The organism is Nocardiopsis sp. NPDC049922 (genome assembly GCF_040660275.1).
GTDB lineage: Bacteria > Actinomycetota > Actinomycetes > Streptosporangiales > Streptosporangiaceae > Nocardiopsis.
The window spans coordinates 61,736-81,880 of record NZ_JBFAME010000004.1; the positions used below are offsets into that span (position 1 = coordinate 61,736).

Genomic DNA, 20,145 nt, shown 5'->3' on the forward strand with positions numbered 1-20,145 from the left:
GACACCACCGCTACGCGACCGGGAGGTCCCGCACATGGCCAGTAGGTTCACCGAGCTCGCGATCGACTGCGCCGACCCCCGGCGTCTCGCCCGGTTCTGGTGCTCGGTCCTCGACTACGAGGTGCACGACGAGGACGACGGAATCGTCACGATCGGCCCCCCGACGGCGCCTGAAGGCGACTCCGGCCCGGTGCCGCCGGCGTTGACCTTCGCGCATGTGCCCGAGGGCAAGACCGTCAAGAACAGGCTCCACATCGACGTCAACCCGACCGACAGGGAGCAGGACGCGGAGGTCCGTCGCCTGCTCGACCTGGGCGCTCGACACGTCGACGTCGGCCAGGGCGATGAGAGCTGGGTCGTCCTCGTCGACCCGGAGGGCAACGAGTTCTGCGTCCTGGCGAGCCGCCGCCCCTGATCGGGGTCCGGGCACCCTCGGTTGCGACCCGGGCATGAAAAAAGGCCCTGTGACCAGGACCTTTAAGAGTGTCCGAGGGGGGACTTGAACCCCCATGTCCTTAACGGACACTAGCACCTCAAGCTAGCGCGTCTACCTATTCCGCCACCCGGACTGGGCTGTGCTCGGCGCTCCCCGCGCCGGACAGGTCAACCATAGCAAAGGTCTGAAGTGCCGCGAACCAGTTTTCGGGCGGGGGGTCGGCGTGACATCGTCGGTGGGACACGCAGGAGCCCATGCGGCTGGACGGGAGTTGCGAGATGGCAGAGCCGGACAACGCGTTGAGCGCGGCGGAGGTCGAGGTCGTCGACCTGTGCAGGGAGCTCATCGAGATCGACACCTCCAATTACGGCGACCACTCGGGGCCCGGTGAGCGCAAGGCCGCCGAGTACGTCGCGGGCAGGCTCGACGAGGTCGGCGTCGAGTCCCGGATCTACGAGAAGCACCCGGGCCGCAGCAACGTCGTGGCGCGGATCGCGGGCGAGGACTCCAGTCGGCCCCCGCTGCTCATCCACGGCCACCTGGACGTCGTCCCCGCGGCGCCCGACGACTGGACCCACCACCCCTTCGCCGGGGAGGTCGCCGACGACTGCGTCTGGGGACGCGGGGCCGTCGACATGAAGAACATGAACGCGATGGTCCTCGCCATGCTGCGCCAGCGCCTGCGCGAGGGCCGCCGCCCGCCGCGCGACATCGTGCTGGCCTTCCTCGCCGACGAGGAGGCCGGGGGCACGTGGGGCGCCCAGTACCTCGTCAACGAGCACCCCGATCTGTTCGCCGACTGCGACTCCGCGATCAGCGAGGTCGGCGGCTTCTCCTTCACCGTGCGTGACGACCGGCGCCTCTACCTGGTGGAGACCGCGGAGAAGGGCATCGCCTGGATGAAGCTGACCGCGCGCGGTACCGCCGGGCACGGTTCGATGGTCAACACCGACAACGCGGTCACCGAACTGGCCGCGGCCGTCGCCCGTCTGGGCGAGCACGAGTTCCCCGTCCAGCTCACCCCCACCGTCCGGACCTTCCTGGAGGAGATCTGCGAGGAGTTCGGGATCCCGTTCGACGAACGCGACGTGGACGCCACGGTGGCCCGCCTCGGTCCGATCGCCCGCATGATCGGCGCCACCCTGCGCAACACCCTCAACCCCACGGTGCTCGGCGGCGGCTACAAGGCCAACGTCATCCCCGGTGAGGCGACCGCGCAGGTGGACGGCCGCTTCCTGCCGGGGACGGAGGACGAGTACTTCGCGACGATCGACCGCCTCCTCGGTCCCAAGGTCAGCCGCGAGTTCATCCACCACCTCCCCGCGGTCGAGACCTCCTTCGACGGCGGCCTGGTCAGCGCGATGTCGGAGTCCCTCCTGGCCGAGGACCCCGGGGCGAAGGCGGTGCCGTACTGCCTGTCGGGCGGCACCGACGCCAAGAGCTTCTCCCGCCTGGGCGTGCGCAACTACGGCTTCTCCCCGCTGCGGCTGCCCCCGGAGCTGGACTTCGCCGGCATGTTCCACGGGGTCGACGAGCGCGTCCCGATCGACGGCCTTCGGTTCGGTGTGCGTGTACTCGACAGGTTCGTCGGGCTGAGCTGAGCCTGTCCGGATATGCGGCGTGCTCCCCGCCCAGATCGGCCGAGAAGTTCTCGCTGTCGCCCCCGATCACGCCCATGTTCACCCAACGTGATGCTACGGTTGCTTTCAGTTCGACGGTGTCGTGGTTCCTCGCACGCGTCAGCGTGCGCCGCGAACCCGACACCGCCGTGCGACCGCGGTAGATCCGCCGCACGGGACCGTCCAGTGACAGTGAGACAAGGGGGCATCCATGGTGCTCGCGGGACGAGGGTGGCTGGTGTCGACCAGCCGCGCTGCCCGTGACACCCGGGGCGCCTACGCTCGACTGTTGCTCCTGTCCGGCATCGCCGCCGTCGCGTGGCTGGCCGGGGGGTTCGGTGTCGCCCACGCGGACACCTCTCCCGAGACCGGCGGGCTGGTCAGCCGTGTCATGGGAGCCGGGGACACGGCCGAGTACACCGGCCGGGCGGCGGGCCCGCGTGAGCCCGTCCTCACCAACGCCGCCGCCCGGGCCGCGTCGACCACCTCGACGCTGACCGACGCCGTCGTCCCCCAGGCCGCCGCGCTTCCCGCGCACGCCCTGGACGACACCGGGGTCACCGAGGCGCTCGACGACACCGCCGCCGGCGCCGCCACCCACCGTGTGGTCGGCGACACCGCCCGCGCCGTCGACGGCACCGCGCGCGGCGCCGGGGACCTCGTCTCCGGCGTCGCCCGCGCGAGCCGTGGCGTGGTGGAGTCCACCGACGGCTCCCTGCGCGAGGGCGGACTGGTCGACACCGTCGCCGAGGGGCTCACCGACACCACCGGCGGCGGGGTCGGCGACACCGTGCGCCGCACCGTCTCCGTCGACCTGCCGGTCCTCGGCGCCGACGGCGAACCCGCCACGGGTCCCGAGGGCGTCGGGCGCATCGCCCCGGACGCCGCGCGCGACCGGGACGAGGACCCGGCCGCCGACCCCGGCACCGCGGCACCCGTCGTCTCGCCCGAGACCGTGTGGACCGCGGCCGCGACGGCGAGCGCCGACGCGGAGACCGGCGGCGACGACGTGTCCGCCGAGCGTGTCCACCTCATCGCGGGCGGCGCGCCGCACTCGGCCGGGACGGACGCGACCGGTGCGTCCGCGCCGTCCTTCCCGACGCCCGGCGCCGCCGGGTTCCTCATGGCCAGGGCCGTGCACACCGCGCCCCAGGCCCAGCGGGTCGCCCTTCCCGGGGACCCCACCCTGGTCGTCCGCGACGCCGCGGACGACCCCTCCTACTCCCCTGACTAGCCGCGTCTCGCGACCGCGGCCGGTCCGCGCGCCCAGCGCGCGATGCCCCATCGTCTCGGTGGGCGCCTTCTCCCTTGGCTGATCCAGCCAGGAGTCACCGTCCGTGGTCACACGAGCCGCAGAAGACTTCCTCGTTGACCCAAGGACACACGATGACCCACGCAGCATCCAGCCGGATACTCGCCCTCATGGCCGCCGGACTCCTCACCGCCACCGGGGCCGCCCACGCCGACACCGCGACCAGCGGCAACGGATCCATCGGCGGCGGCAACCAGATCGGGGCCGACGTCGACGCCCCCGTCAACGTCTGCGGCAACTCGGTCGCCGTGCTCGGGGCGGCCGGAGCCCAGTGCGTCGACGGCGGGGCCGGGGTCGGCGGTGCGCCCGCGAGGGACGGCGGCTCCGAGCGGACGCCGGCCGACCGCGGCACGGGGCACGACGGCTACGACGGTTACTACGACGACGAGGACCGCCCCGAGGAGAGCCCGGACGGGAACCCCAGGGAGGAGACCCCGGACGAGGACGAGGAGCCCAGGGAGGGCACCCCGGACGACGGCGGGACCCCGGAGGAGAGCCCCTCCCCGACGCCGGAGGACGAGGAGTCCCCGGCGACCACCGAGGAGAACCGGAGCGAGGTGTCCGAGGAGGCGAGCGCGCCCCCGCAGGAGCGGGTCGGGGCGCCCAGCCACGAGGCGTCCGTTCCGACCTCCGGCAACCCTCAGCTCGCCGTCACCGGCGGCGACGGCACCGGAGTGCTCTGGATGGTCGCCGCCGCCCTCGCCACCGCCGCCGCCGGGGCCGGACTGATCCTCCTCGGCCTCCGTCGGCGCGCCCGCGCCTGATCGGCCTCCCGGGCCGACACCGGCCCGGGGGTTGACGCGAGTCCCGCAGCACCGGCCGCAGCCGAGGTCGCGGGGTTCACGTCAGCCGCCGCTCAACCAGAGCGGAGCTGATCGACGGAGCGCGCGCGTTCGTCCGCATCCAGCGGAGACGGACCGCGGCGCGCTCTCCAAGCCCGGCAGACACGCACCGCCCAGGTGCGCGCCCGACCGGATGATCCCCGGCCTTGGCCGAGGTTCCGTGCCCCACCCAGAGGCGCGGAACGGCCCGTGGCCCAAGCACGACACCTTCTCAACTCGTTTTCCGAAAGGACTTCCCACATGAGCAAGTGGGCTGGCACATCAGCGAAGGCCATGCTCCTGGCAGCTGGCTTCGTCGCCCTGGGGACGGGCGTGGCGTTCGCCGACGGTGACATCGCCACCTCCGGCAACGGTTCGATCGCCGGCGGCAACCAGCTGGTCGTCGACGGCGACGTGCCCGTGAACGTGTGCGGCAACTCGATCGGGGCGGTGCTGGGCGTGTCCGGCGCCTCCTGCACCGGTTCCACCGCCGCCGTCATCGGGGGCGACCGCGACATCGCCACCTCGGGCAACGGCTCGATCCTCGGCGGTAACCAGGCCGTGGTCGACGGCGACATCCCGGTCAACCTGTCCGGCAACGCCATCGGCGCGCTGGGTGGCATGGCCGGGGCGCAGGCGACCGACACCAACGCGATCGTCGCGCGTGAGGGCGACGGCCGGCACGGCGGTTCGGGCATCGCGAGCTCGGGCAACGGCTCGATCCTCGGCGGCAACCAGCTCGTGGGCGACCTGGACGTGCCGGTGAACGTCTCCGGCAACGCGATCGGCGCCCTGGGCGGCGTCGCGGGCGCGGCGGCCACCGACACCAACGCGATCGTGCACGAGACCGCGGGCCGGCACGACGGCCACCGCGGCGGCGGCCACGACGACCGCTACTACCAGGCCGCCCCGGCCGACGGCTACCACCAGGCCTCCGAGGCCGACGGCTACTACTACTACCAGGCCGCCCCGGCCGACGTCAGCACGATGGACCTGGTCGGCGAGGCCGCCCGCAACGTCCACGTGCTGCCCGACACCTCCGGCGTGGACGCGGGCGTGCTCCGGCAGTCCGCGCCCGTCGAGCGCGAGCACATGTCGCAGCCGGACATCGCGAGCTCGGGCAACGGCTCCGTCCTCGGCGGCAACCAGGCCGTCCTCGACCTGGCGGTCCCGGTGGACTTCTCCGGCAACGCGATCGGCGCCGTGGGCGGCGTCGCGGGCGCGGCGGCCACCGACACCAACGCGATCGTCGAGGACGACAACGACGTGGCCACCTCCGGCAACGGCTCCCTGCTCGGCGGGAACCAGCTGGTGGCCGACGGCGACGTTCCGCTGAACATCACCGGCAACGCGGTCGGGGCCGTTCTCGGCACCGCCGGCGCGAGCGCCACCGACACCAACTCCGAGGTGCGCCACATGAGCGCCCCGGTCGAGCACCAGTCGGGTGTGCTGGACGCCGCCCCCGTGCTGCACGAGCTGCCCGAGGTGCCCGTCTCCCAGATGGTGCCCGTGGGTTACGACCTGAGCGAGACCACCGCGCAGACCGTCGAGACGCACGCTCCCGAGCGCGCCGACGAGCTGCCCGAGGCGTCGGCCATGCCGGCCGTCGACCCGGTCGGCCAGCTCCTCGGGGTGGCGGGCGTGGGCCTGTAGCGACCCAGCGGGTTCCGACCCGGGGCGCTGGGCCCGACGCCCGGAGGAGGACGACGTCTCGTTCCGTAATGGATCGCGGTGGACTGCGAGACGTCGAACACCAACGGACGGCGGCACACGCCCGGGGGAAGGTTCCGCGACCGGCGCACGCGCGCCGTGGACGTCGACTGGGCAAGGGTGAGTCGCCTCCGCACTCCCGTTCCGTAATGGATCGCGGTGGACTGCGGGAGCGTGGGGGTGACGACCACCAGCTCAGGACGTGAGCCGAGTCCTCCCGGGAATATCCGGGGGGACTCGTCGCTTTCTCGTGGTCGTGGAACGCCGCATCTCAACTGTGACCGATGTCACTATGGGGGTAAGTTCCAGGTGCTCCCCGAAGCCGGTGGGCGATCGTGGGAGACGGTCGCCACGCCCGAGCGAGGACGCCACGGGGCGGCATCGGTTCGGGTAACGCTTATTCTGCGGGTGCCGGTGGTTGTGAGCTCGGCGCCCGGCACCGGGACGGGTCCCGGACCCGAGGGCCCGCTCACCCATCGACGGGGGAGGGCCTGGCATTCGGTTACTGTCGGTTCCCAGGGAACCGCAGGACCACGGTCGGACAGATCACGTAGGGCTAGACGTAGGGGAACACGTGCCACCCACGAAGGGCAGCGCCGGCAAGAACGGCTCCAAGGACAACGGACGGCGGGGAGCGGGCACCGCTCTGGTCATCGTCGAGTCGCCCGCCAAGGCGAAGACCATCGCCGGCTATCTGGGCCGCGGCTACGTCGTGGAGTCCAGCATCGGCCACATCCGTGACCTGCCCACGAAGGCCGCCGAGATCCCCGCCAAGTACAAGGGACAGCCGTGGGCGCGGCTCGGCGTGGACGTCGACGGCGACTTCGAGCCGCTCTACGTCGTCAACGCCGACAAGAAGTCGCACGTCAAGAAGCTCAAGGAGCTCATGGCGGAGGCCGACGAACTCCTCCTCGCGACGGATGAGGACCGCGAGGGCGAGGCGATCGCCTGGCACCTGCGCGAGGAGCTCAAGCCCAAGATCCCCGTCCGCCGCATGGTCTTCAACGAGATCACCAAGGACGCCATCCAGCGCGCCGCCAGCAACACGCGCGACCTGAACACGCGCCTGGTCAGCGCCCAGGAGACGCGCCGCATCCTGGACCGCCTCTACGGCTACGAGGTCTCCCCCGTGCTGTGGAAGAAGGTCATGCCCAAGCTGTCGGCCGGGCGGGTGCAGTCGGTCGCCACGCGTCTGGTGGTCGAACGCGAACGCGAGCGGATGGCCTTCACCTCCGCCGAGTACTGGGGCATCAAGGCGGTCTTCGACGCCACCGAGGCGGGCGTCCCCGAGGGACCCGCCACCTTCCCCGCGGCCCTGGTCAGCGTGGACGGCACCCGCGTCGCCGTCGGCCGCGACTTCACCTCCCAGGGCGTCCTGCGCTCGGACCGCGGCGTCCGCCACCTGGACGAGGCGGCCGCGCGCGGGCTCGCCGAGCGGTTGACCGGCGCCGGTTTCGCGGTCCGGTCGGTGGAGCGCAAGCCCTACCGCCGCTCCCCGTACGCGCCGTTCCGCACGACCACCCTCCAGCAGGAGGCGTCCCGCAAGCTCGGCCTGTCCGCGAAGCAGACCATGCAGGTCGCCCAGCGGCTGTACGAGAACGGGTACATCACCTACATGCGTACCGACAGCACGACGCTGTCGGAGAGCGCCGTGAACGCCGCGCGCTCCCAGGCCCAGCGCCTGTACGGCGCCGACCACGTGCCCGACAAGCCGCGCGTGTACGCCAGCAAGGTCAAGAACGCGCAGGAGGCGCACGAGGCCATCCGCCCGGCGGGTGACGAGTTCCGCATCCCCTCGCAGACCGGTCTGGCCGGCCCCGAGTTCCGCCTCTACGAGCTGATCTGGAAGCGCACCGTCGCCTCCCAGATGAAGGACGCGGTCGGCGAGTCCGTCACCGTGCGGATCGAGGGGACCTCCGCGAACGGTGAGGTCGCCGAGTTCAGCGCCACCGGCAAGATCATCACCTTCCACGGCTTCCTCAAGGCCTACGTCGAGGGCTCCGACGACCCGGCCGCCGACCTGGACGACCGCGAGCGGCGCCTGCCCGCGATGGCCGAGGGCGACCCGCTCAAGGCCCAGACCCTGGAGGCCGAGGGGCACAGCACCCGCCCGCCCGCCCGCTACACCGAGGCCACCCTGGTCAAGGAGTTGGAGGAGCGGGAGATCGGGCGCCCGTCCACCTACGCCTCGATCATCGGCACCATCCTGGACCGCGGCTACGTGTTCAAGAAGGGCACGGCGCTCGTGCCGTCCTTCCTGGCCTTCGCGGTGGTCCAGCTGCTGGAGCGGCACTTCGGGAACCTGGTGGACTACGAGTTCACCGCCCGCATGGAGGACGTGCTCGACGACATCGCCCGGGGCGAGACCGAGAGCCTGCCGTGGCTGCGCCGCTTCTACTTCGGCGGCCAGGACACGCAGGGGCAGCAGGAGACCGGGCTCAAGGAGCTGGTGGGCGACCACCTGTCCGAGATCGACCCCAAGGAGATCTCGTCCGTCCCGGTGCCCGGCACGGACATCGTCCTGCGGGTGGGGCGCTTCGGCCCCTACCTCGACCGGGACGGGGAGCGGGCCAACGTGCCCGAGGACCTGGCCCCGGACGAGCTGACCAAGGAGAAGGCCGAGGAGCTGCTCGCCCAGCCCAGCGGCGACCGCGAGCTCGGCGCCGACCCCGAGACCGGCCGCGTGATCGTGGCCAAGTCCGGGCGGTTCGGCCCCTACGTCACCGAGGTCGTCGAGGAGCCCGCCGAGGAGGCCGGGAAGGGCGCCGCGAAGGCGAAGGCCAAGGTCAAGCCGCGCACCAGCTCCCTGCTCAAGTCGATGGACCTGGACTCGGTCACGCTGGAGGACGCGCTGCGGCTGCTGTCGCTGCCCCGCGTCGTCGGCGAGCTCGACGGCGAGGAGGTCACGGCGCAGAACGGCCGGTACGGCCCGTACCTCAAGCGCGGGACCGACAGTCGCTCCCTGGAGACCGAGGAGCAGATGTTCACGGTCACCCTGGAGGAGGCCAAGGCGCTCTTCGCCCAGCCCAAGCAGCGCGGGCGCCGGGCCGCCGCGCCGCCCCTGCGCGAGCTGGGGCAGGACCCGGTCTCCGGCGCGAAGATGGTGGTCAAGGACGGTCGGTTCGGCCCCTACGTCACGGACGGAGAGGTGAACGCCTCCCTGCGCAAGGGCGACGAGGTCGAGTCGATCACCGACGAGCGCGCCGCCGAGCTGCTCGCCGAGCGCCGCGCCAAGGCCCCGGCCAAGAAGAAGCCCGCGGCGAAGAAGACCACCGCGAAGAAGACGACGACGGCCAGGAAGACGGCGAGCGGGTCGGGGGCCTCGACGACGAAGAAGGCGTCGACCACGCGCTCGACCGCGGCCGCGAAGTCCGCCGCGACGAAGAAGACCGGAACGCCGAAGAAGACCGGCACACCGAGGACGACCGCGCGCGAGTCCGCCGACGGCGAGTCCTGAACCGCGCCGCTCACCTGGGCCTCCCCCGTGGGAGGCGCCCAGGTGAGCGGTCCTCCGGTCAGGGTCGGCCACCCGCTCCGCGCGACCCCTGTCGGGGACGGGGGTTCCGTACTAGTCTGTGTGTGACGGAGGGGAACGCGTGAAACGTGTGTGACCTCCGACTCCACCTCTCGAATCACCACGCGGCGGGTCGTCGACCCGTCGGTCCCTATCCCCCTCACCGATAATCTTGAGCGCTATGAGCAGATCTGCACCCCTGGGAGCGCCGGCCGAGGCGCGCCACGTTCTCGCGATCTCACCCTTCAGAAGGCTGTGGATCTCGCTTTCCCTCTCCAGCCTGGGCGACTGGCTCAGCCTGCTGGCCCTGATGTCCCTCGCGGCGATCTTCACCGCGGACAGCTCCCAGCTCGTCCAGTACCTCGCCGTCAGCGGCGTCGTGGTGATCAAGCTGGCCCCGTCGATCCTGTTCAGCCCGCTGGCGGGGGTGGTCGCCGACCGCCTCGACCGGCGTTGGACGATGGTCGTCGGCGACGTGCTGCGCGGCCTGCTGTACGTCTCCATCCCCCTCGTCGGCCTCTTCGCCCCCGGCTTCGCGCTGGAGTGGCTGCTCATCGCCAACCTCCTGGCCGAGATCGTCGCCCTGTTCTGGACCCCGGCCAAGGACGCCACCGTCCCCAACCTGGTGCCCAGGAAGTTCCTGGAGCAGGCCAACCAGCTCAGCCTGCTCACCGCCTACGGCACCGCGCCCGTGGCGGCGCTGCTGTTCGCCGCGCTCGCCTCGGTCAGCAACGTGCTCGGCGCGCTGCTGCCCTCGATGGCGAGCCCCGAGGCGGACATCGCGCTCTACCTCAACGGCGTGACCTTCTTCGTCGCCGCGATCGTGGTCGTCGGCCTGCCGATCCCCAAGCACAAGGCGGCGCGGGACGGCGAGGGCGACACCTCGGACAGCGGCATCCTGCGCGCCGTGTGGACGGGCTGGCGGTACCTCGGCGGGACGCCGCTCGTGCGCGGACTGGTGCTGGGCATGCTCGGCGCCTTCGCCGCCGGGGGCGCCGTCATCGGCGTCGGCCGCATCCACGTCGAGTCGCTGGGCGCGGGCAACGCCGGATTCGGCATGGTCTTCGCCGCGGTGTTCACCGGGATGGCGTTGGGCATGCTCGCCGGACCACGGGTGCTCAAGAGCTTCAGCCGTCGCCGCCTCTTCGGACTGAGCATCGTCATGGCGGGCGTGGCCCTGGTCCTCGCCGGCGCCGTCGCGGACATGGTGCTCACCGCCGTGCTCACCGCGGTCCTCGGCATGGGCGCGGGCTTCGCCTGGGTGATCGGCCTGACCATGCTCGGCCACGAGGTCGAGGACGAGTACCGGGGACGCACGTTCGCCTTCCTGCACGGGGCGGCGCGCATCGTCCTGGTCGGCTCCACCGCGCTGGCCCCGCTGGCCGCCGGTCTGATCGGCGACTACGTCCTCCCGATCGGCCCGCTCACCTACGACCTGCGCGGCAGCGGCGTGGTCCTCATGGTCTCCGGTCTGTTCGCCGTGATCGTGGCGTTCGTGTGCTACCGCCAGATGAACCGGAACGCGCCCGACGCCGGTCCCGGCCTGGTCCCCGAGCTCGTCGCCGCCCTGCGCGGAGTCGACCCGAGCGGTGGCGAGGAGGAGGGACAGGCCAAGCACGGCGGTGCGTTCATCGTCGTCGAGGGCGGTGAGGGCGCGGGCAAGTCCACCCAGGTCCGGGAGCTGACCGTGTGGCTGCGCGACCAGGGCTTCGAGGTCGTGGGGACGCGGCAGCCGGGGGCGACCAAGCTCGGCATGCGCCTGCGCGGACTGCTCCTGGACAAGGAGAACTCCCACATCACCCACCGGGCCGAGGTGCTGCTCTACGCGGCCGACAAGGCCGACCACGTCGAACGGGAGATCCTGCCCGCCCTGGAGCGCGGCGCGATCGTCATCAGCGACCGCTACGTCGACTCGATGCTCGCCTACCAGGGGGCCGGTCGCGACCTGTCGGCCGAGGAGATCCGCGACATCAGCGACTGGGCCACCCAGGGCCTGGTTCCCGACCTGACCGTGCTGCTCGACGTCGCCCCCGAGGACGGGCTGGCGCGCCTCGGCGGTCCCGCCGACCGCATCGAGTCGGAGTCGGCCGAGTTCCACCAGCGGGTCCGGCAGGGCTTCCTGGAGCTGGCCAGGGCCGACCCGGACCGCTACCTCGTGCTGGACGCCAAGGAGTCGCAGGAGAAGATCGGCCGGGAGATCCGCCGCCGTGTCCGCGCGCTGCTGCCCGACCCGGTGCCGAGCGGTTCGGAGGCCGTGACCGGCATGATCCCGGTGATCAAGGACGAGTAGTCCGGGATCAGCGCAGGACCCGGTACCTGAGATGGGTGACGCCGGGGGCCTCCACCGCGCGCACCTGCTCCAGACGGACGTCGTCGACGCCGTCGAGCAGCCTCTCGCCCGCCCTCAGGAGCACGGGGACGAGGTGCAGGTCGAGCTGGTCGAGGAGCCCGGCGTTCAGGCAGTCCCGGACGGTGGCGGCGCCCCCGGCGACCAGCACGTCGCGGTCGCCCGCCACCCGCCGGGCCTGCTCCACGGCCGCCTCGGGGCCCTCCGTCACGAAGTGGAAGGTGGTGCCGCCCGCCATCGGCAGGGGCTCCCTCGGGTGGTGGGTCACCACGAACACCGGCGCGTGGAACGGCGGGTCCTCGCCCCACCACCCCGTCCAGGGGTCCTCCTCGTTCCACGGTCCGGGACCGCCGCCGAACATCCCGCGGCCCATGACCACCGCGCCGACGTTCCCCTGGACCTCCTCGACCACGGCGCTGGAGGCGTTGACCTCGCCGCCCGTCATGCCGTGCTCGGCCCGCCACGCCTGCAGCCCGAACACCCAGGTGTGCAGGCGGTCGCCGCCCACACCCAGCGGATGCTCGACGCTCTGGCGCGGTCCCGCCGCGAAGCCGTCCAGAGAGACGGACAGGTGGGTGCGCGTGATGCCCATGGAAGCTCCTCACTCGTCGGATGGCGGCACAATAGGCGACGGGAACGACGGTTCACACGAAGCCGCGCCGCCCGTCGGTCGCGGCTCCTATCCTGGGAGCCGGACATCAGCGCGGGCCCGGGGGGAACAGAGTGACGGTCTTCGACGACCTCGTCGGCCAGAGCGCCGCGGTCGGCCAGCTGCGACGCGCGGTCGCCGCCGCCGGTGACCTGGTCGCGGGCGGTTCCGGCGGGGGGATGACCCACGCCTGGCTGTTCACCGGCCCCCCCGGCTCGGGGCGCTCGGAGGCGGCGCGCGCGTTCGCGGCGGCCCTCCAGTGCCCGGACGGCGGCTGCGGTCACTGCGGCTCCTGCCACCAGGTGCTCGCCGGGACCCACCCCGACGTGCTGTACGTGCGGCCGAGCGGACTCAGCTACGGCGTCGCCGACACCCGTGACCTGGTTCTGCGGGCGGGGAGCAAGCCCTCCGGCGGGCGGTTCCGCGTCGTGCTCTTCGAGGACGCCGACCGCGCCACCGAGGCCGCCTCCAACGCCCTGCTCAAGGCCGTCGAGGAGCCGTCGCCCAGGACGGTGTGGCTGCTGTGCACGCCCACCCCCGACGACCTGCTCGTCACCATCCGCTCCCGCTGCCGCCTGGTCACCCTGACCACCCCGGGCACACGGGAGGTGGTCGACGCGCTCGTGCGGCGCGACGGCGTCGACCCCCCGACCGCCGAGGCCGCCGCGCGGGCCGCCGCGGGACGGATCGACCGGGCGCGGCAGCTGGCCACCGACCCGGAGGCGCGCAGGCGCCGCGAGGAGGTGCTGTCCATCCCCGCACGGCTCGACGGCCTCGGCGCGTGCGTGACCGCCGCCGCCCGGCTCTACGAGATCGCGGAGGAGGAGTCCAAGGCCCTCACCACCGCGCTCGACGAGCGGGAGAAGGACGAGATGAGGGCGGCCTTCGGCGAGGGCTCCACCGGCAGGGGGGTGGCCAAGGCGATGCGCGGCGCGGCGGGCGCGCTCAAGGACCTGGAGGAGCGGCAGAAGCGCCGCGCCACCCGGATCAAGCGCGACTCCTACGACCGCGCGCTGCTGGACCTGGCGGCGTTCTACCGGGACGTGCTCACGCTCCAACTGGGCGCCGGAGTGGAGCGGTCCACGGACGACCGCACCGGCGACCTGGAGCGGCTGGCGCGGTCCAGCACCCCCGAGGCCACGCTCCGGCGGATCGGCGCGATCATGGGCTGCCGCGAGCGGATCGCCGCCAACGTGCACCCGCAGATCGCGATGGAGGCCATGACCTCGGCCCTGCTCGTCGGATAGCGGGCGGCGGGTCCCGGATCCCGACGGGTCCGGCACAATGGTGCGGCGTTGACGGCGCGCCGGCCACGGTCGGCCGACACGGAGAGGCGGACATCGGGTGGGCACGATCAAGCGGGGGCCGCTGGCGGCCTCGCTCGCGGGGGCGGTCCTGCTGGCGACCGGCTGCACCCTCGGCGGGTCCGACGGGACGGCGGGGGACGCCGACGAGGCCGGGGCGACCGGCCCCCTGGCGGACTTCACCGCGCAGGAACTCGACTGGGACGCCTGCGAGACCGGGCTGGAGGGCGCCGAGTGCGCGGTCTTCGAGGTGCCGCTCGACTACGAGGAGCCCGACGGCGAGCGGATCGAGATCGCGGTCAAGCGGCTGCCCGCCGAGGGTGACGACGTCATCGGTTCCCTGGTGCTCAACCCCGGGGGCCCCGGCGGTTCGGGCTTCGACTACGTGGACCAGGCCGCCTACGTGGTCAGCGACGACGTGCGCGAGCGGTTCGACGTGGTCGGCTTCGATCCGCGCGGCGTGGGCCGCAGCACGCCGCTCACGTGCATGGACGCCGCCGAGCTCGACGAGTTCCTCGGGATGGACGTGGACTCCGAGGACGGGGACGCGGACCTGACCGAGATCACCGACGAGGGCGTGGCGGAGATGGCGGCGAGCGGGCGCGAGTTCGTCGAGGCCTGCGAGGCCAACGCGCCCGAGCTGATGCTGCACATGGGCACCGTCGACGTGGCCAAGGACATGGACGTCCTGCGCGCGCTGTTGGGCGACGAACGGCTGACCTACCTCGGGGCCTCCTACGGCACGCACATCGGCGCCCAGTACGCCGACCAGTTCCCCGAACGGGTGCGGGCGCTCGTCCTCGACGGGGCGGTCGACCCGAGCATGGACCAGCTCGAACTGAGCGTGGACCAGGCGACGGGCTTCGAGACGGCGCTGACGGCCTTCGTGGAGGACTGCCTGACCCTGGCCGACTGCCCGCTGGGCGGCCCCGGCGACGGCGTGGACGACGGGATCGCGACGCTGAACGCCTTCCTGGAGGACGCCGGGGAGGACCCGCTGACCAACTCCGCCGACGACCGCGAGGCCAACCGGGCGCGCGCGGGGCTGGGGGTGCTCGCGGCGCTGTACACCGACGCCTGGTGGCCGCGGGTGCGCGAGGCGCTCACCGACGCCATGGAGAACGGTGACGGGACGGGCCTGATCCTGCTCGGGGACGACCTGTACGGCCGGGCCGACGCCGAGGCGTACGAGAACTCCACGGCGGCGCTGATCGCGGTGAACTGCTCGGACTCGCCCAGCCCCCGGGACGTCGAGGCCTACGCCGACGCCGCGGTCGAGGCCGCGGAGGAGTCGCCGAACTTCGGTCCCGGGCTGGCCTGGGGCGCGCTGCCGTGCGCCTACTGGCCGCAGGAGGCGGTGGCGCCGGGCGGCGCGCTCGACGCGGCGGGCGCCGATCCGATCATGGTGGTGGGCACCACGCGGGACTCGGCCACGCCGTACGCGTGGGCGGTGGCCCTGGCCGAGCAGCTGGACTCCGGGTTCCTGGTGACCCGGGACGGCGACGGCCACACGGGTTACCGGAGGGGTGACGCGTGCGTGGACACGATGGTGGACGAGTACCTCATCGATCTGACGGTCCCCGCCGACGGCATGGCCTGCGCGTGAGGGAACCGACACGGTGACCGTGGACGAATCACCCCGGTGGAGGCGCTAGACTGGTGACCGCTTCGCCGCGTCGAACACGCGGCGCGGCGCCGCCTTAGCTCAGTCGGCAGAGCGATTCACTCGTAATGAATAGGTCGTCGGTTCGATTCCGACAGGCGGCTCAGGCAAAACGCCACCCCGGACCGGGGTGGCGTTTCGCGTGGGGGGCCAATGGGGTGGCCAGTCGCCTCCGGTCAATGGATGCTTACCGTACGTTGTGTCGGTAGGTGTCTGTTATGACCGAAATGGGGGTAGATGCGCACCATGAGTCTGGTGTTCATGGTGCTTCTGCTCGTGGGAGCCGTCCTCGTGCTCGGCGGGGGCTCCTACGCGGTGCGGCGGGTCATCGCCGCTCTGGAGGAGCGCCTCGCCGCCGCGCGGGCGCCGGACACCGGCCCGCCCGCCGCCCCCGAACCCCAGGTCGGCGGTTACGTCCCGGGTCCCCGGCGCCCCGAGGACCTGTCGGCCGAGCTGCGTGCCCGGGTGCGCGACCTCGTGTCCCTGGGGCGGACGGAGGAGGCCGTGCGCGTGGTGGGCGAACGGGCCGAGGTCGACGAGGACCGCGCCCGGGGGATCGTCGCCGAACTCGGCGACGGCGCCGGACCGGGAACCGCCCTCGAACCGTGACCCCGGCTCAGGGCCAGGCGCCGTCCACCACGGTCCCGTGCCCTGGCTTGGTGCGGTCCAGCCACTCCTGACGGCTGCGGGCGTACCCGAGCGCCCACTCCACCTGCCGCTCGTGGAGCTCCGTGAGGCTCAACCCCGCCACGTCCGGGTGCCGGGCGCCGATCTCCTCCGCCACCGCCACCGCCGCCAGGGCGTCCGCCGCGGCGGTGTGCGCCTCGGTCAGATCCACCCCGTAGTACTCGCTCATCGCGCTCAGGTTGCGTTTCCCGCGCCGGTACGGGTCCACGCCCCGGTCGATCACCAGCGGGTCCACGATCGGAGCGACGGCGCCCCGGAGCCGCGCCGACAGCGGCGGCAGCCCGTGCCGCTCCAGCTCCCGGGCGAGCACCCTCAGGTCGTAGGGCGCGTTGAACACCACGACCCCCTGCCCCGCCGCCAGGTGCGCCGTGAGCGCGTCGGCGATCTCCGTCAGGCAGTCGACGGCGGGCCGCCCCTCCGCGCGCGCCCGCTCGGTGCTGATCCCGTGGATCGCGACCGCGTCCTCGGGGATCTCCCGGGGCCCGGGGTCCACCAGCCACGTGGTCGACTTGCCGTCCCGGTCCACCAGCGCCGCCGACACCACGAACGCGTCCTCGGGGTCGCGCGAGGAGGTCTCGGAGTCGAAACCGAGCAGCGCGGTCGTGTGCCACCCGAGGTGGTCGCCGCGCGCGGGCGGGGTGGGGCGGGGCTCGTGCTCCGCGCAGTAGGTGCGCCAGCGTCCCCCTTCCTTGACCACGACGCCGTCACCTGTGGCGACGGGGACCGCACAGGTCGTGCAGGTCCCGGGATAGCGGTTGCGCATGGGGGTCCCTCTCCGGCCGGGCGATCGGCGCCGCCGTGAACAGCGGCGATTCAGCAACATCGTAGAACGGCCCGAGGACAGGCCGAGGCCGAGCGCTGATGGGGAGGGTGGGGCGGGGTGTGCGCGGGCCCGGTTGTGGGGAAGGAAGGGGGCATGAGTCTGGAAGAGGCGTCACGCCAGTTGGAAGCCGCGATCCACGACGCGCGCGTGTCCTTCGACTGCATCCTCCTGGAGGAGTTGGACCGGGCGCACACCAACGCGATCACCGCCCGAGCGGCGGTGGACGCGGCCGAGCAGGCCATCCGGGTGGAGATGGAGAGACGGGCCGCGGAGGAGGGCGGCTCCGCCGACTGAGGCGGAGGCGGCGGGGTCGATCGAACGGGTTTTCGAACGACGGGTATGCTGGTGGTATGCCCGATCAGTCGCTGCCGCCGGACTGGCCCACGGGTGTGCACCCACCCTGGTCGGACTTCTTCGAGCAGACGGCCCTGGCGTGGCTGTTCGACCACGTGCCCGCCGACTACCGGCAACACGGCGTGCTCCGCCGACACCCGCTCGCGCTGTCCCGGCTGGCCCGCCAGTACGTGTCCGCCGCCCTGGAGGCCGCCCGCGAGGGGTACCGCACCGCCCGACTGGACCTGCGCGAGCATCTGCCGCCCCACGCGCTGGACCAGGTGATGAAGGCCTACCTGGAGGAGGGGGAGCGCACCGCGTCCGTCCTCCGCTCGATCGAGGCGGTGGACGCCGAACTGCGCGCGGCCGCCTCGGGGCGGAGCGCCGATGCGTGACCCCCGCGCCCCGTTCGCCTCAGGCGGTCACCCGGACCACGACGGCGACCTCGTCGCCGGTGTTCACCAGGTGCTGGCTCGCCCGACGGTTCCCCGACCCCTGGTGGGCCACGCCCACCACGCGGGCGCGTCCGGGGGTCAGCTCGGCCGCCGACAGCATCTCCCCGCCCGGGCCCGACGCGATCAGGTGCGCCCTGCCGCCGACCAGGAACAGGACCTCCAGCGAGTGCCCCCGGCCGGGGTGCGCGGCCGGTTCGGGGACGAAGGTGTTCGGTTCGAGCGCCACCGTGGTCACGCGGAGCCGTCCGCTCGCGTGGCGGCGGGCCGCACGGGGCGCGAGCTGCCAGCGGCCCCGGCGGGCCGGCCAGAGCGTGGGCCGGCGCATCGCCTCGGCGGCGCCGCGTGCGGCCGAGACCAGGCGCCCGACCGTCGGCAGACGGCGTTCGCCCAGGTGGGCGTAGCCGGAGCGGCGCCCGGCGTCGACCACGTCGCCGATCCCCTCCAGGGAGACCCCGGTGGGGCGCGGCGCGGTCGGCGCCGCGCCGACGGAAGCGGTGGCGGAACGGAGGGCGGTGGAAGCCTGTCGCGGCATCGTGGGAAGATCCTTCACGTGTGCGCGCCCCACGGCGGGGAGCGCGCGGATGTCGTCGGTGGGCCCCGGGAGACCGGGGCGGCGGGGGTGACCGCTCGACGCGTGGACGCGGAGACGGAGGCACCCCGGGCCGGTGCGGGCCGTGGTCGGATCACACGGGAACGTGGACGGCGGACACCGGGTCGGTCGGACGCGGACGCGGGAACACGCCCTCGCGGCGACTCAGCGACGACAACACGGACACGCCTCGACGGCCAGGTGGCAGAGGGCCCCGAGGGCCGTGCGAGCCATGGCGTCGGCGGGCGTGTGCGGATGCATGGTTCCAAGGAGACCAGCAAAGTCCGGGAGGAGTCAAGCGATCGTGGGGAATCGCGCGTGTCGATCATCTCACCCGGTCACCGCCCCGGGCGTGTTGCGGGGGGCGGTGCGCGGTGGTGACATGTGGAACCCGTGGGCGGTGCGGGAGCGGCGCCGACACGGAGCCCTCCCCATCCCCCAGCCGCAGTGACAGGAGTGGCCGTGATGGCATCCCGCCCCAGAGGGCCCAGGTGAGTCCGGACGCCCCGGGACTGTGGGCGCGTGTCCTCGTGCGCGCGCTCGTCGTCGTGGCGGCCGGTGTGATGGCGCTCGGCTTCCTCGGGCCGGGGGAGGCCGTGCTGGTCGCCGGGCTCACCGTGCTGACGTACGTGCTGTTGTGGCTGCGCGGGCGCGCGCCGGCGCGCGCCACGCGCGGCGGGAACGCCGAAGGCGGCGACTGAGGCGCGGCCGGGGGCGGCGGGTCTTCGCGCAAAGGGGAGAAGGGTGTGCCGCGCGCGGCGTAGATTCTAGGTCTATGACGGACCGGGATCTTCTCCGCGCCCTGCGCTCCAGCCGCACCTCGTCGGCGGACGCCTACGCGTACCTGATCGACGCCTACGGGGAGCAGCTGTACCGGCGCTGCATCCTGGTCCTGCGCGACCGCGACACCGCGCACGTGGTGCTGCGGGACACCCTCATCGTGGCGCGTGCGCACATCGGCCAGGTGCCCGACGCGGACCGGCTGGGGGAGTGGCTGCACGCCCTGGCGGAGGTCGAGTGCGCGCGGCACACGCGCCGCGGCGCCCGGTCGGAGCCCGCGGTCGGGTGGCGGATGCCCGAGCACACCGCGCTGGTACGGGCACGCGTGCTCAACGGCATGACCGGGCCCGAGCTCGACGGCTACCGCGCGCACGTGGCCGCGCGCGCCGACCACTTCGGCCGCGACGGGTTCCCGCTGCCCCCGTCGACCCGGTTCCTGGCACGCGGCCTGCTCCCCCTTCTGCCGCTCCTGGTGGTCCTCCTGGCCGCACTGTTGATCATCGTGTTCGCCGGATGCGTCATCGCCCGGGGACTGGGGCGGGCTTGACGTCCGGCGCCCGCCAGATCCTGGAGGGCGCGCCCCGCACGAGGTCGGCGCCGCGCAGGACCTGGATCCGCCACGGGTCGAGCCGCAGGACCCGGAACTCCGGGTCGTCCGGGGTGCTCCAGTAGGCGCCCGGGTCGTACCCGGCCCCCGGCGGGCTTCCCACCCGGTACAGCTCCCACACCCGCCGCCGCACGCCCGCCGCGTCGGCCCAGGTAGCCACCGCGTCCACGGCGACGGTGTTCTGGGCGGGACTCCAGTACGACAGGGTCGTGTGCGGGTTGCCCGCGAGGTGGGCGGTCTTCACCGGCGTGGGATGGGTGGCGAGCCACCCCACGGGGCGGTCGCCGTCCGTCTCCCAGACGGGCACGAGCACGCGCGCACGGGGGCGTCCCCTGCCGTCGACGGTGGTCATCGTCGCGTACACGACCGATCCGACGATGCGGTCGAAGTCGCCCCTGATCCGGCCGAAGTCGCCGACGCGGTTCCGGCTCATCGCCCCGGCCCCCTCCGTCCGACGGGCCCGGCTCTCCATGTCATCCATGGGGACAGCCTGCGG

At 72.9% G+C, this 20,145-nt stretch carries 18 protein-coding genes and 2 tRNA genes; 15 read left to right on the forward strand and 5 right to left on the reverse strand.

All coding sequences use genetic code 11. The annotated features are described in order from the left end of the window. Positions 1-34 precede the first annotated feature (34 nt). A complete protein-coding gene (locus tag AB0I72_RS09190; RefSeq protein WP_358564738.1) occupies positions 35-415 on the forward strand; it encodes a VOC family protein in 381 nt (126 codons plus the stop codon). A gap of 69 nt (positions 416-484) precedes the next feature. On the opposite strand, the gene AB0I72_RS09195 is transcribed toward AB0I72_RS09190, so the two are convergent. After that, positions 485-569: transfer RNA gene (locus AB0I72_RS09195), tRNA-Leu, on the reverse strand. A 145-nt stretch (positions 570-714) separates the two neighbouring features. On the opposite strand from AB0I72_RS09195, the gene AB0I72_RS09200 reads away from it, so the two are divergent. The 6 genes from AB0I72_RS09200 to tmk all read left to right on the forward strand — a co-directional run bounded on the left by AB0I72_RS09200 (position 715) and on the right by tmk (position 11,702). Further along, the gene (locus AB0I72_RS09200; RefSeq protein WP_358564740.1) at positions 715-2,037 is read left to right on the forward strand and encodes a M20/M25/M40 family metallo-hydrolase; all 1,323 of its coding nucleotides are present in this window, start codon (positions 715-717) and stop codon (positions 2,035-2,037) included. 229 nt (positions 2,038-2,266) lie between these two features. Beyond that, the gene (locus AB0I72_RS09205; RefSeq protein WP_358564742.1) at positions 2,267-3,289 is read left to right on the forward strand and encodes a hypothetical protein; all 1,023 of its coding nucleotides are present in this window, start codon (positions 2,267-2,269) and stop codon (positions 3,287-3,289) included. A gap of 152 nt (positions 3,290-3,441) precedes the next feature. Then, positions 3,442-4,131 (forward strand): chaplin, encoded by a 690-nt coding sequence (locus AB0I72_RS09210; protein WP_358564744.1) that lies wholly within the window; start codon positions 3,442-3,444, stop codon positions 4,129-4,131. Between the two features lie 318 nt (positions 4,132-4,449). Next, entirely contained in the window at positions 4,450-5,841 is a 1,392-nt protein-coding gene (locus AB0I72_RS09215; RefSeq protein WP_358564746.1) for a hypothetical protein, read from the forward strand. Between the two features lie 631 nt (positions 5,842-6,472). Continuing rightward, positions 6,473-9,355 carry a type I DNA topoisomerase gene (gene topA, locus AB0I72_RS09220; RefSeq protein WP_358564748.1) on the forward strand — a complete coding sequence of 961 codons (2,883 nt, stop codon included), beginning with the start codon at positions 6,473-6,475 and terminating at the stop codon, positions 9,353-9,355. Between the two features lie 238 nt (positions 9,356-9,593). Further along, positions 9,594-11,702, forward strand: coding sequence for a dTMP kinase (gene tmk, locus AB0I72_RS09225; protein ID WP_358564750.1), 2,109 nt, complete (start codon positions 9,594-9,596; stop codon positions 11,700-11,702). Positions 11,703-11,709: 7 nt separating this feature from the next. Here the strand turns inward: tmk and AB0I72_RS09230 are convergent, their stop codons facing one another. Then, the gene (locus tag AB0I72_RS09230; RefSeq protein ID WP_358564752.1) at positions 11,710-12,351 is read right to left on the reverse strand and encodes a dihydrofolate reductase family protein; all 642 of its coding nucleotides are present in this window, start codon (positions 12,349-12,351) and stop codon (positions 11,710-11,712) included. A 131-nt stretch (positions 12,352-12,482) separates the two neighbouring features. Here AB0I72_RS09230 and AB0I72_RS09235 point away from each other — a divergent pair, with 131 nt between their 5' ends. The 4 genes from AB0I72_RS09235 to AB0I72_RS09250 all read left to right on the forward strand — a co-directional run bounded on the left by AB0I72_RS09235 (position 12,483) and on the right by AB0I72_RS09250 (position 15,984). After that, positions 12,483-13,655, forward strand: coding sequence for a DNA polymerase III subunit delta' (locus AB0I72_RS09235; RefSeq protein ID WP_358564754.1), 1,173 nt, complete (start codon positions 12,483-12,485; stop codon positions 13,653-13,655). A gap of 97 nt (positions 13,656-13,752) precedes the next feature. Then, on the forward strand, positions 13,753-15,318 hold the full coding sequence (locus tag AB0I72_RS09240; protein WP_358564756.1) for an alpha/beta hydrolase: 1,566 nt from the start codon (positions 13,753-13,755) through the stop codon (positions 15,316-15,318). Between the two features lie 88 nt (positions 15,319-15,406). After that, a tRNA-Thr gene (locus AB0I72_RS09245) sits at positions 15,407-15,479 on the forward strand. 133 nt (positions 15,480-15,612) lie between these two features. Further along, the gene (locus AB0I72_RS09250; RefSeq protein WP_358564757.1) at positions 15,613-15,984 is read left to right on the forward strand and encodes a hypothetical protein; all 372 of its coding nucleotides are present in this window, start codon (positions 15,613-15,615) and stop codon (positions 15,982-15,984) included. Positions 15,985-15,991: 7 nt separating this feature from the next. Here AB0I72_RS09250 and AB0I72_RS09255 read toward each other — a convergent pair whose 3' ends face one another. Then, the gene (locus AB0I72_RS09255; protein ID WP_358564759.1) at positions 15,992-16,825 is read right to left on the reverse strand and encodes an exonuclease domain-containing protein; all 834 of its coding nucleotides are present in this window, start codon (positions 16,823-16,825) and stop codon (positions 15,992-15,994) included. 153 nt (positions 16,826-16,978) lie between these two features. On the opposite strand from AB0I72_RS09255, the gene AB0I72_RS09260 reads away from it, so the two are divergent. Next, positions 16,979-17,179, forward strand: a complete 201-nt coding sequence (locus tag AB0I72_RS09260; protein WP_358564761.1) for a hypothetical protein — start codon at positions 16,979-16,981, stop codon at positions 17,177-17,179. A 56-nt stretch (positions 17,180-17,235) separates the two neighbouring features. Further along, the gene (locus AB0I72_RS09265; RefSeq protein WP_358564763.1) at positions 17,236-17,613 is read left to right on the forward strand and encodes a hypothetical protein; all 378 of its coding nucleotides are present in this window, start codon (positions 17,236-17,238) and stop codon (positions 17,611-17,613) included. A gap of 19 nt (positions 17,614-17,632) precedes the next feature. On the opposite strand, the gene AB0I72_RS09270 is transcribed toward AB0I72_RS09265, so the two are convergent. Further along, positions 17,633-18,205 (reverse strand): hypothetical protein, encoded by a 573-nt coding sequence (locus tag AB0I72_RS09270; RefSeq protein ID WP_358564765.1) that lies wholly within the window; start codon positions 18,203-18,205, stop codon positions 17,633-17,635. A 548-nt stretch (positions 18,206-18,753) separates the two neighbouring features. On the opposite strand from AB0I72_RS09270, the gene AB0I72_RS09275 reads away from it, so the two are divergent. Further along, positions 18,754-18,963, forward strand: coding sequence for a hypothetical protein (locus AB0I72_RS09275; protein WP_358564767.1), 210 nt, complete (start codon positions 18,754-18,756; stop codon positions 18,961-18,963). Positions 18,964-19,037: 74 nt separating this feature from the next. Then, positions 19,038-19,589: a sigma-70 family RNA polymerase sigma factor gene (locus tag AB0I72_RS09280; RefSeq protein WP_358564769.1), complete on the forward strand. Its 552-nt coding sequence runs from the start codon at positions 19,038-19,040 to the stop codon at positions 19,587-19,589. Here AB0I72_RS09280 and AB0I72_RS09285 read toward each other — a convergent pair. Beyond that, positions 19,561-20,130 (reverse strand): pyridoxamine 5'-phosphate oxidase family protein, encoded by a 570-nt coding sequence (locus AB0I72_RS09285; protein ID WP_358564771.1) that lies wholly within the window; start codon positions 20,128-20,130, stop codon positions 19,561-19,563. The two genes, AB0I72_RS09280 and AB0I72_RS09285, sit on opposite strands and share 29 nt — an antisense overlap. Between the last annotated feature and the right edge of the window lie 15 nt (positions 20,131-20,145).

Excerpts from the sequence above, each read along its gene's own strand:
- AB0I72_RS09190 (WP_358564738.1), top strand. The coding sequence starts at position 35 with ATGGCCAGTAGGTTCACCGAGCTCGCGATCGACTGCGCCGACCCCCGG.
- AB0I72_RS09200 (WP_358564740.1), top strand. The coding sequence starts at position 715 with ATGGCAGAGCCGGACAACGCGTTGAGCGCGGCGGAGGTCGAGGTCGTC.
- AB0I72_RS09205 (WP_358564742.1), top strand. The coding sequence starts at position 2,267 with ATGGTGCTCGCGGGACGAGGGTGGCTGGTGTCGACCAGCCGCGCTGCC.
- AB0I72_RS09210 (WP_358564744.1), top strand. The coding sequence starts at position 3,442 with ATGACCCACGCAGCATCCAGCCGGATACTCGCCCTCATGGCCGCCGGA.
- AB0I72_RS09215 (WP_358564746.1), top strand. The coding sequence starts at position 4,450 with ATGAGCAAGTGGGCTGGCACATCAGCGAAGGCCATGCTCCTGGCAGCT.
- tmk (WP_358564750.1), top strand. The coding sequence starts at position 9,594 with ATGAGCAGATCTGCACCCCTGGGAGCGCCGGCCGAGGCGCGCCACGTT.
- AB0I72_RS09230 (WP_358564752.1), bottom strand. The coding sequence starts at position 12,351 with ATGGGCATCACGCGCACCCACCTGTCCGTCTCTCTGGACGGCTTCGCG.
- AB0I72_RS09250 (WP_358564757.1), top strand. The coding sequence starts at position 15,613 with ATGCGCACCATGAGTCTGGTGTTCATGGTGCTTCTGCTCGTGGGAGCC.
- AB0I72_RS09255 (WP_358564759.1), bottom strand. The coding sequence starts at position 16,825 with ATGCGCAACCGCTATCCCGGGACCTGCACGACCTGTGCGGTCCCCGTC.
- AB0I72_RS09260 (WP_358564761.1), top strand. The coding sequence starts at position 16,979 with ATGAGTCTGGAAGAGGCGTCACGCCAGTTGGAAGCCGCGATCCACGAC.
- AB0I72_RS09265 (WP_358564763.1), top strand. The coding sequence starts at position 17,236 with ATGCCCGATCAGTCGCTGCCGCCGGACTGGCCCACGGGTGTGCACCCA.
- AB0I72_RS09270 (WP_358564765.1), bottom strand. The coding sequence starts at position 18,205 with ATGCCGCGACAGGCTTCCACCGCCCTCCGTTCCGCCACCGCTTCCGTC.
- AB0I72_RS09280 (WP_358564769.1), top strand. The coding sequence starts at position 19,038 with ATGACGGACCGGGATCTTCTCCGCGCCCTGCGCTCCAGCCGCACCTCG.
- AB0I72_RS09285 (WP_358564771.1), bottom strand. The coding sequence starts at position 20,130 with ATGGATGACATGGAGAGCCGGGCCCGTCGGACGGAGGGGGCCGGGGCG.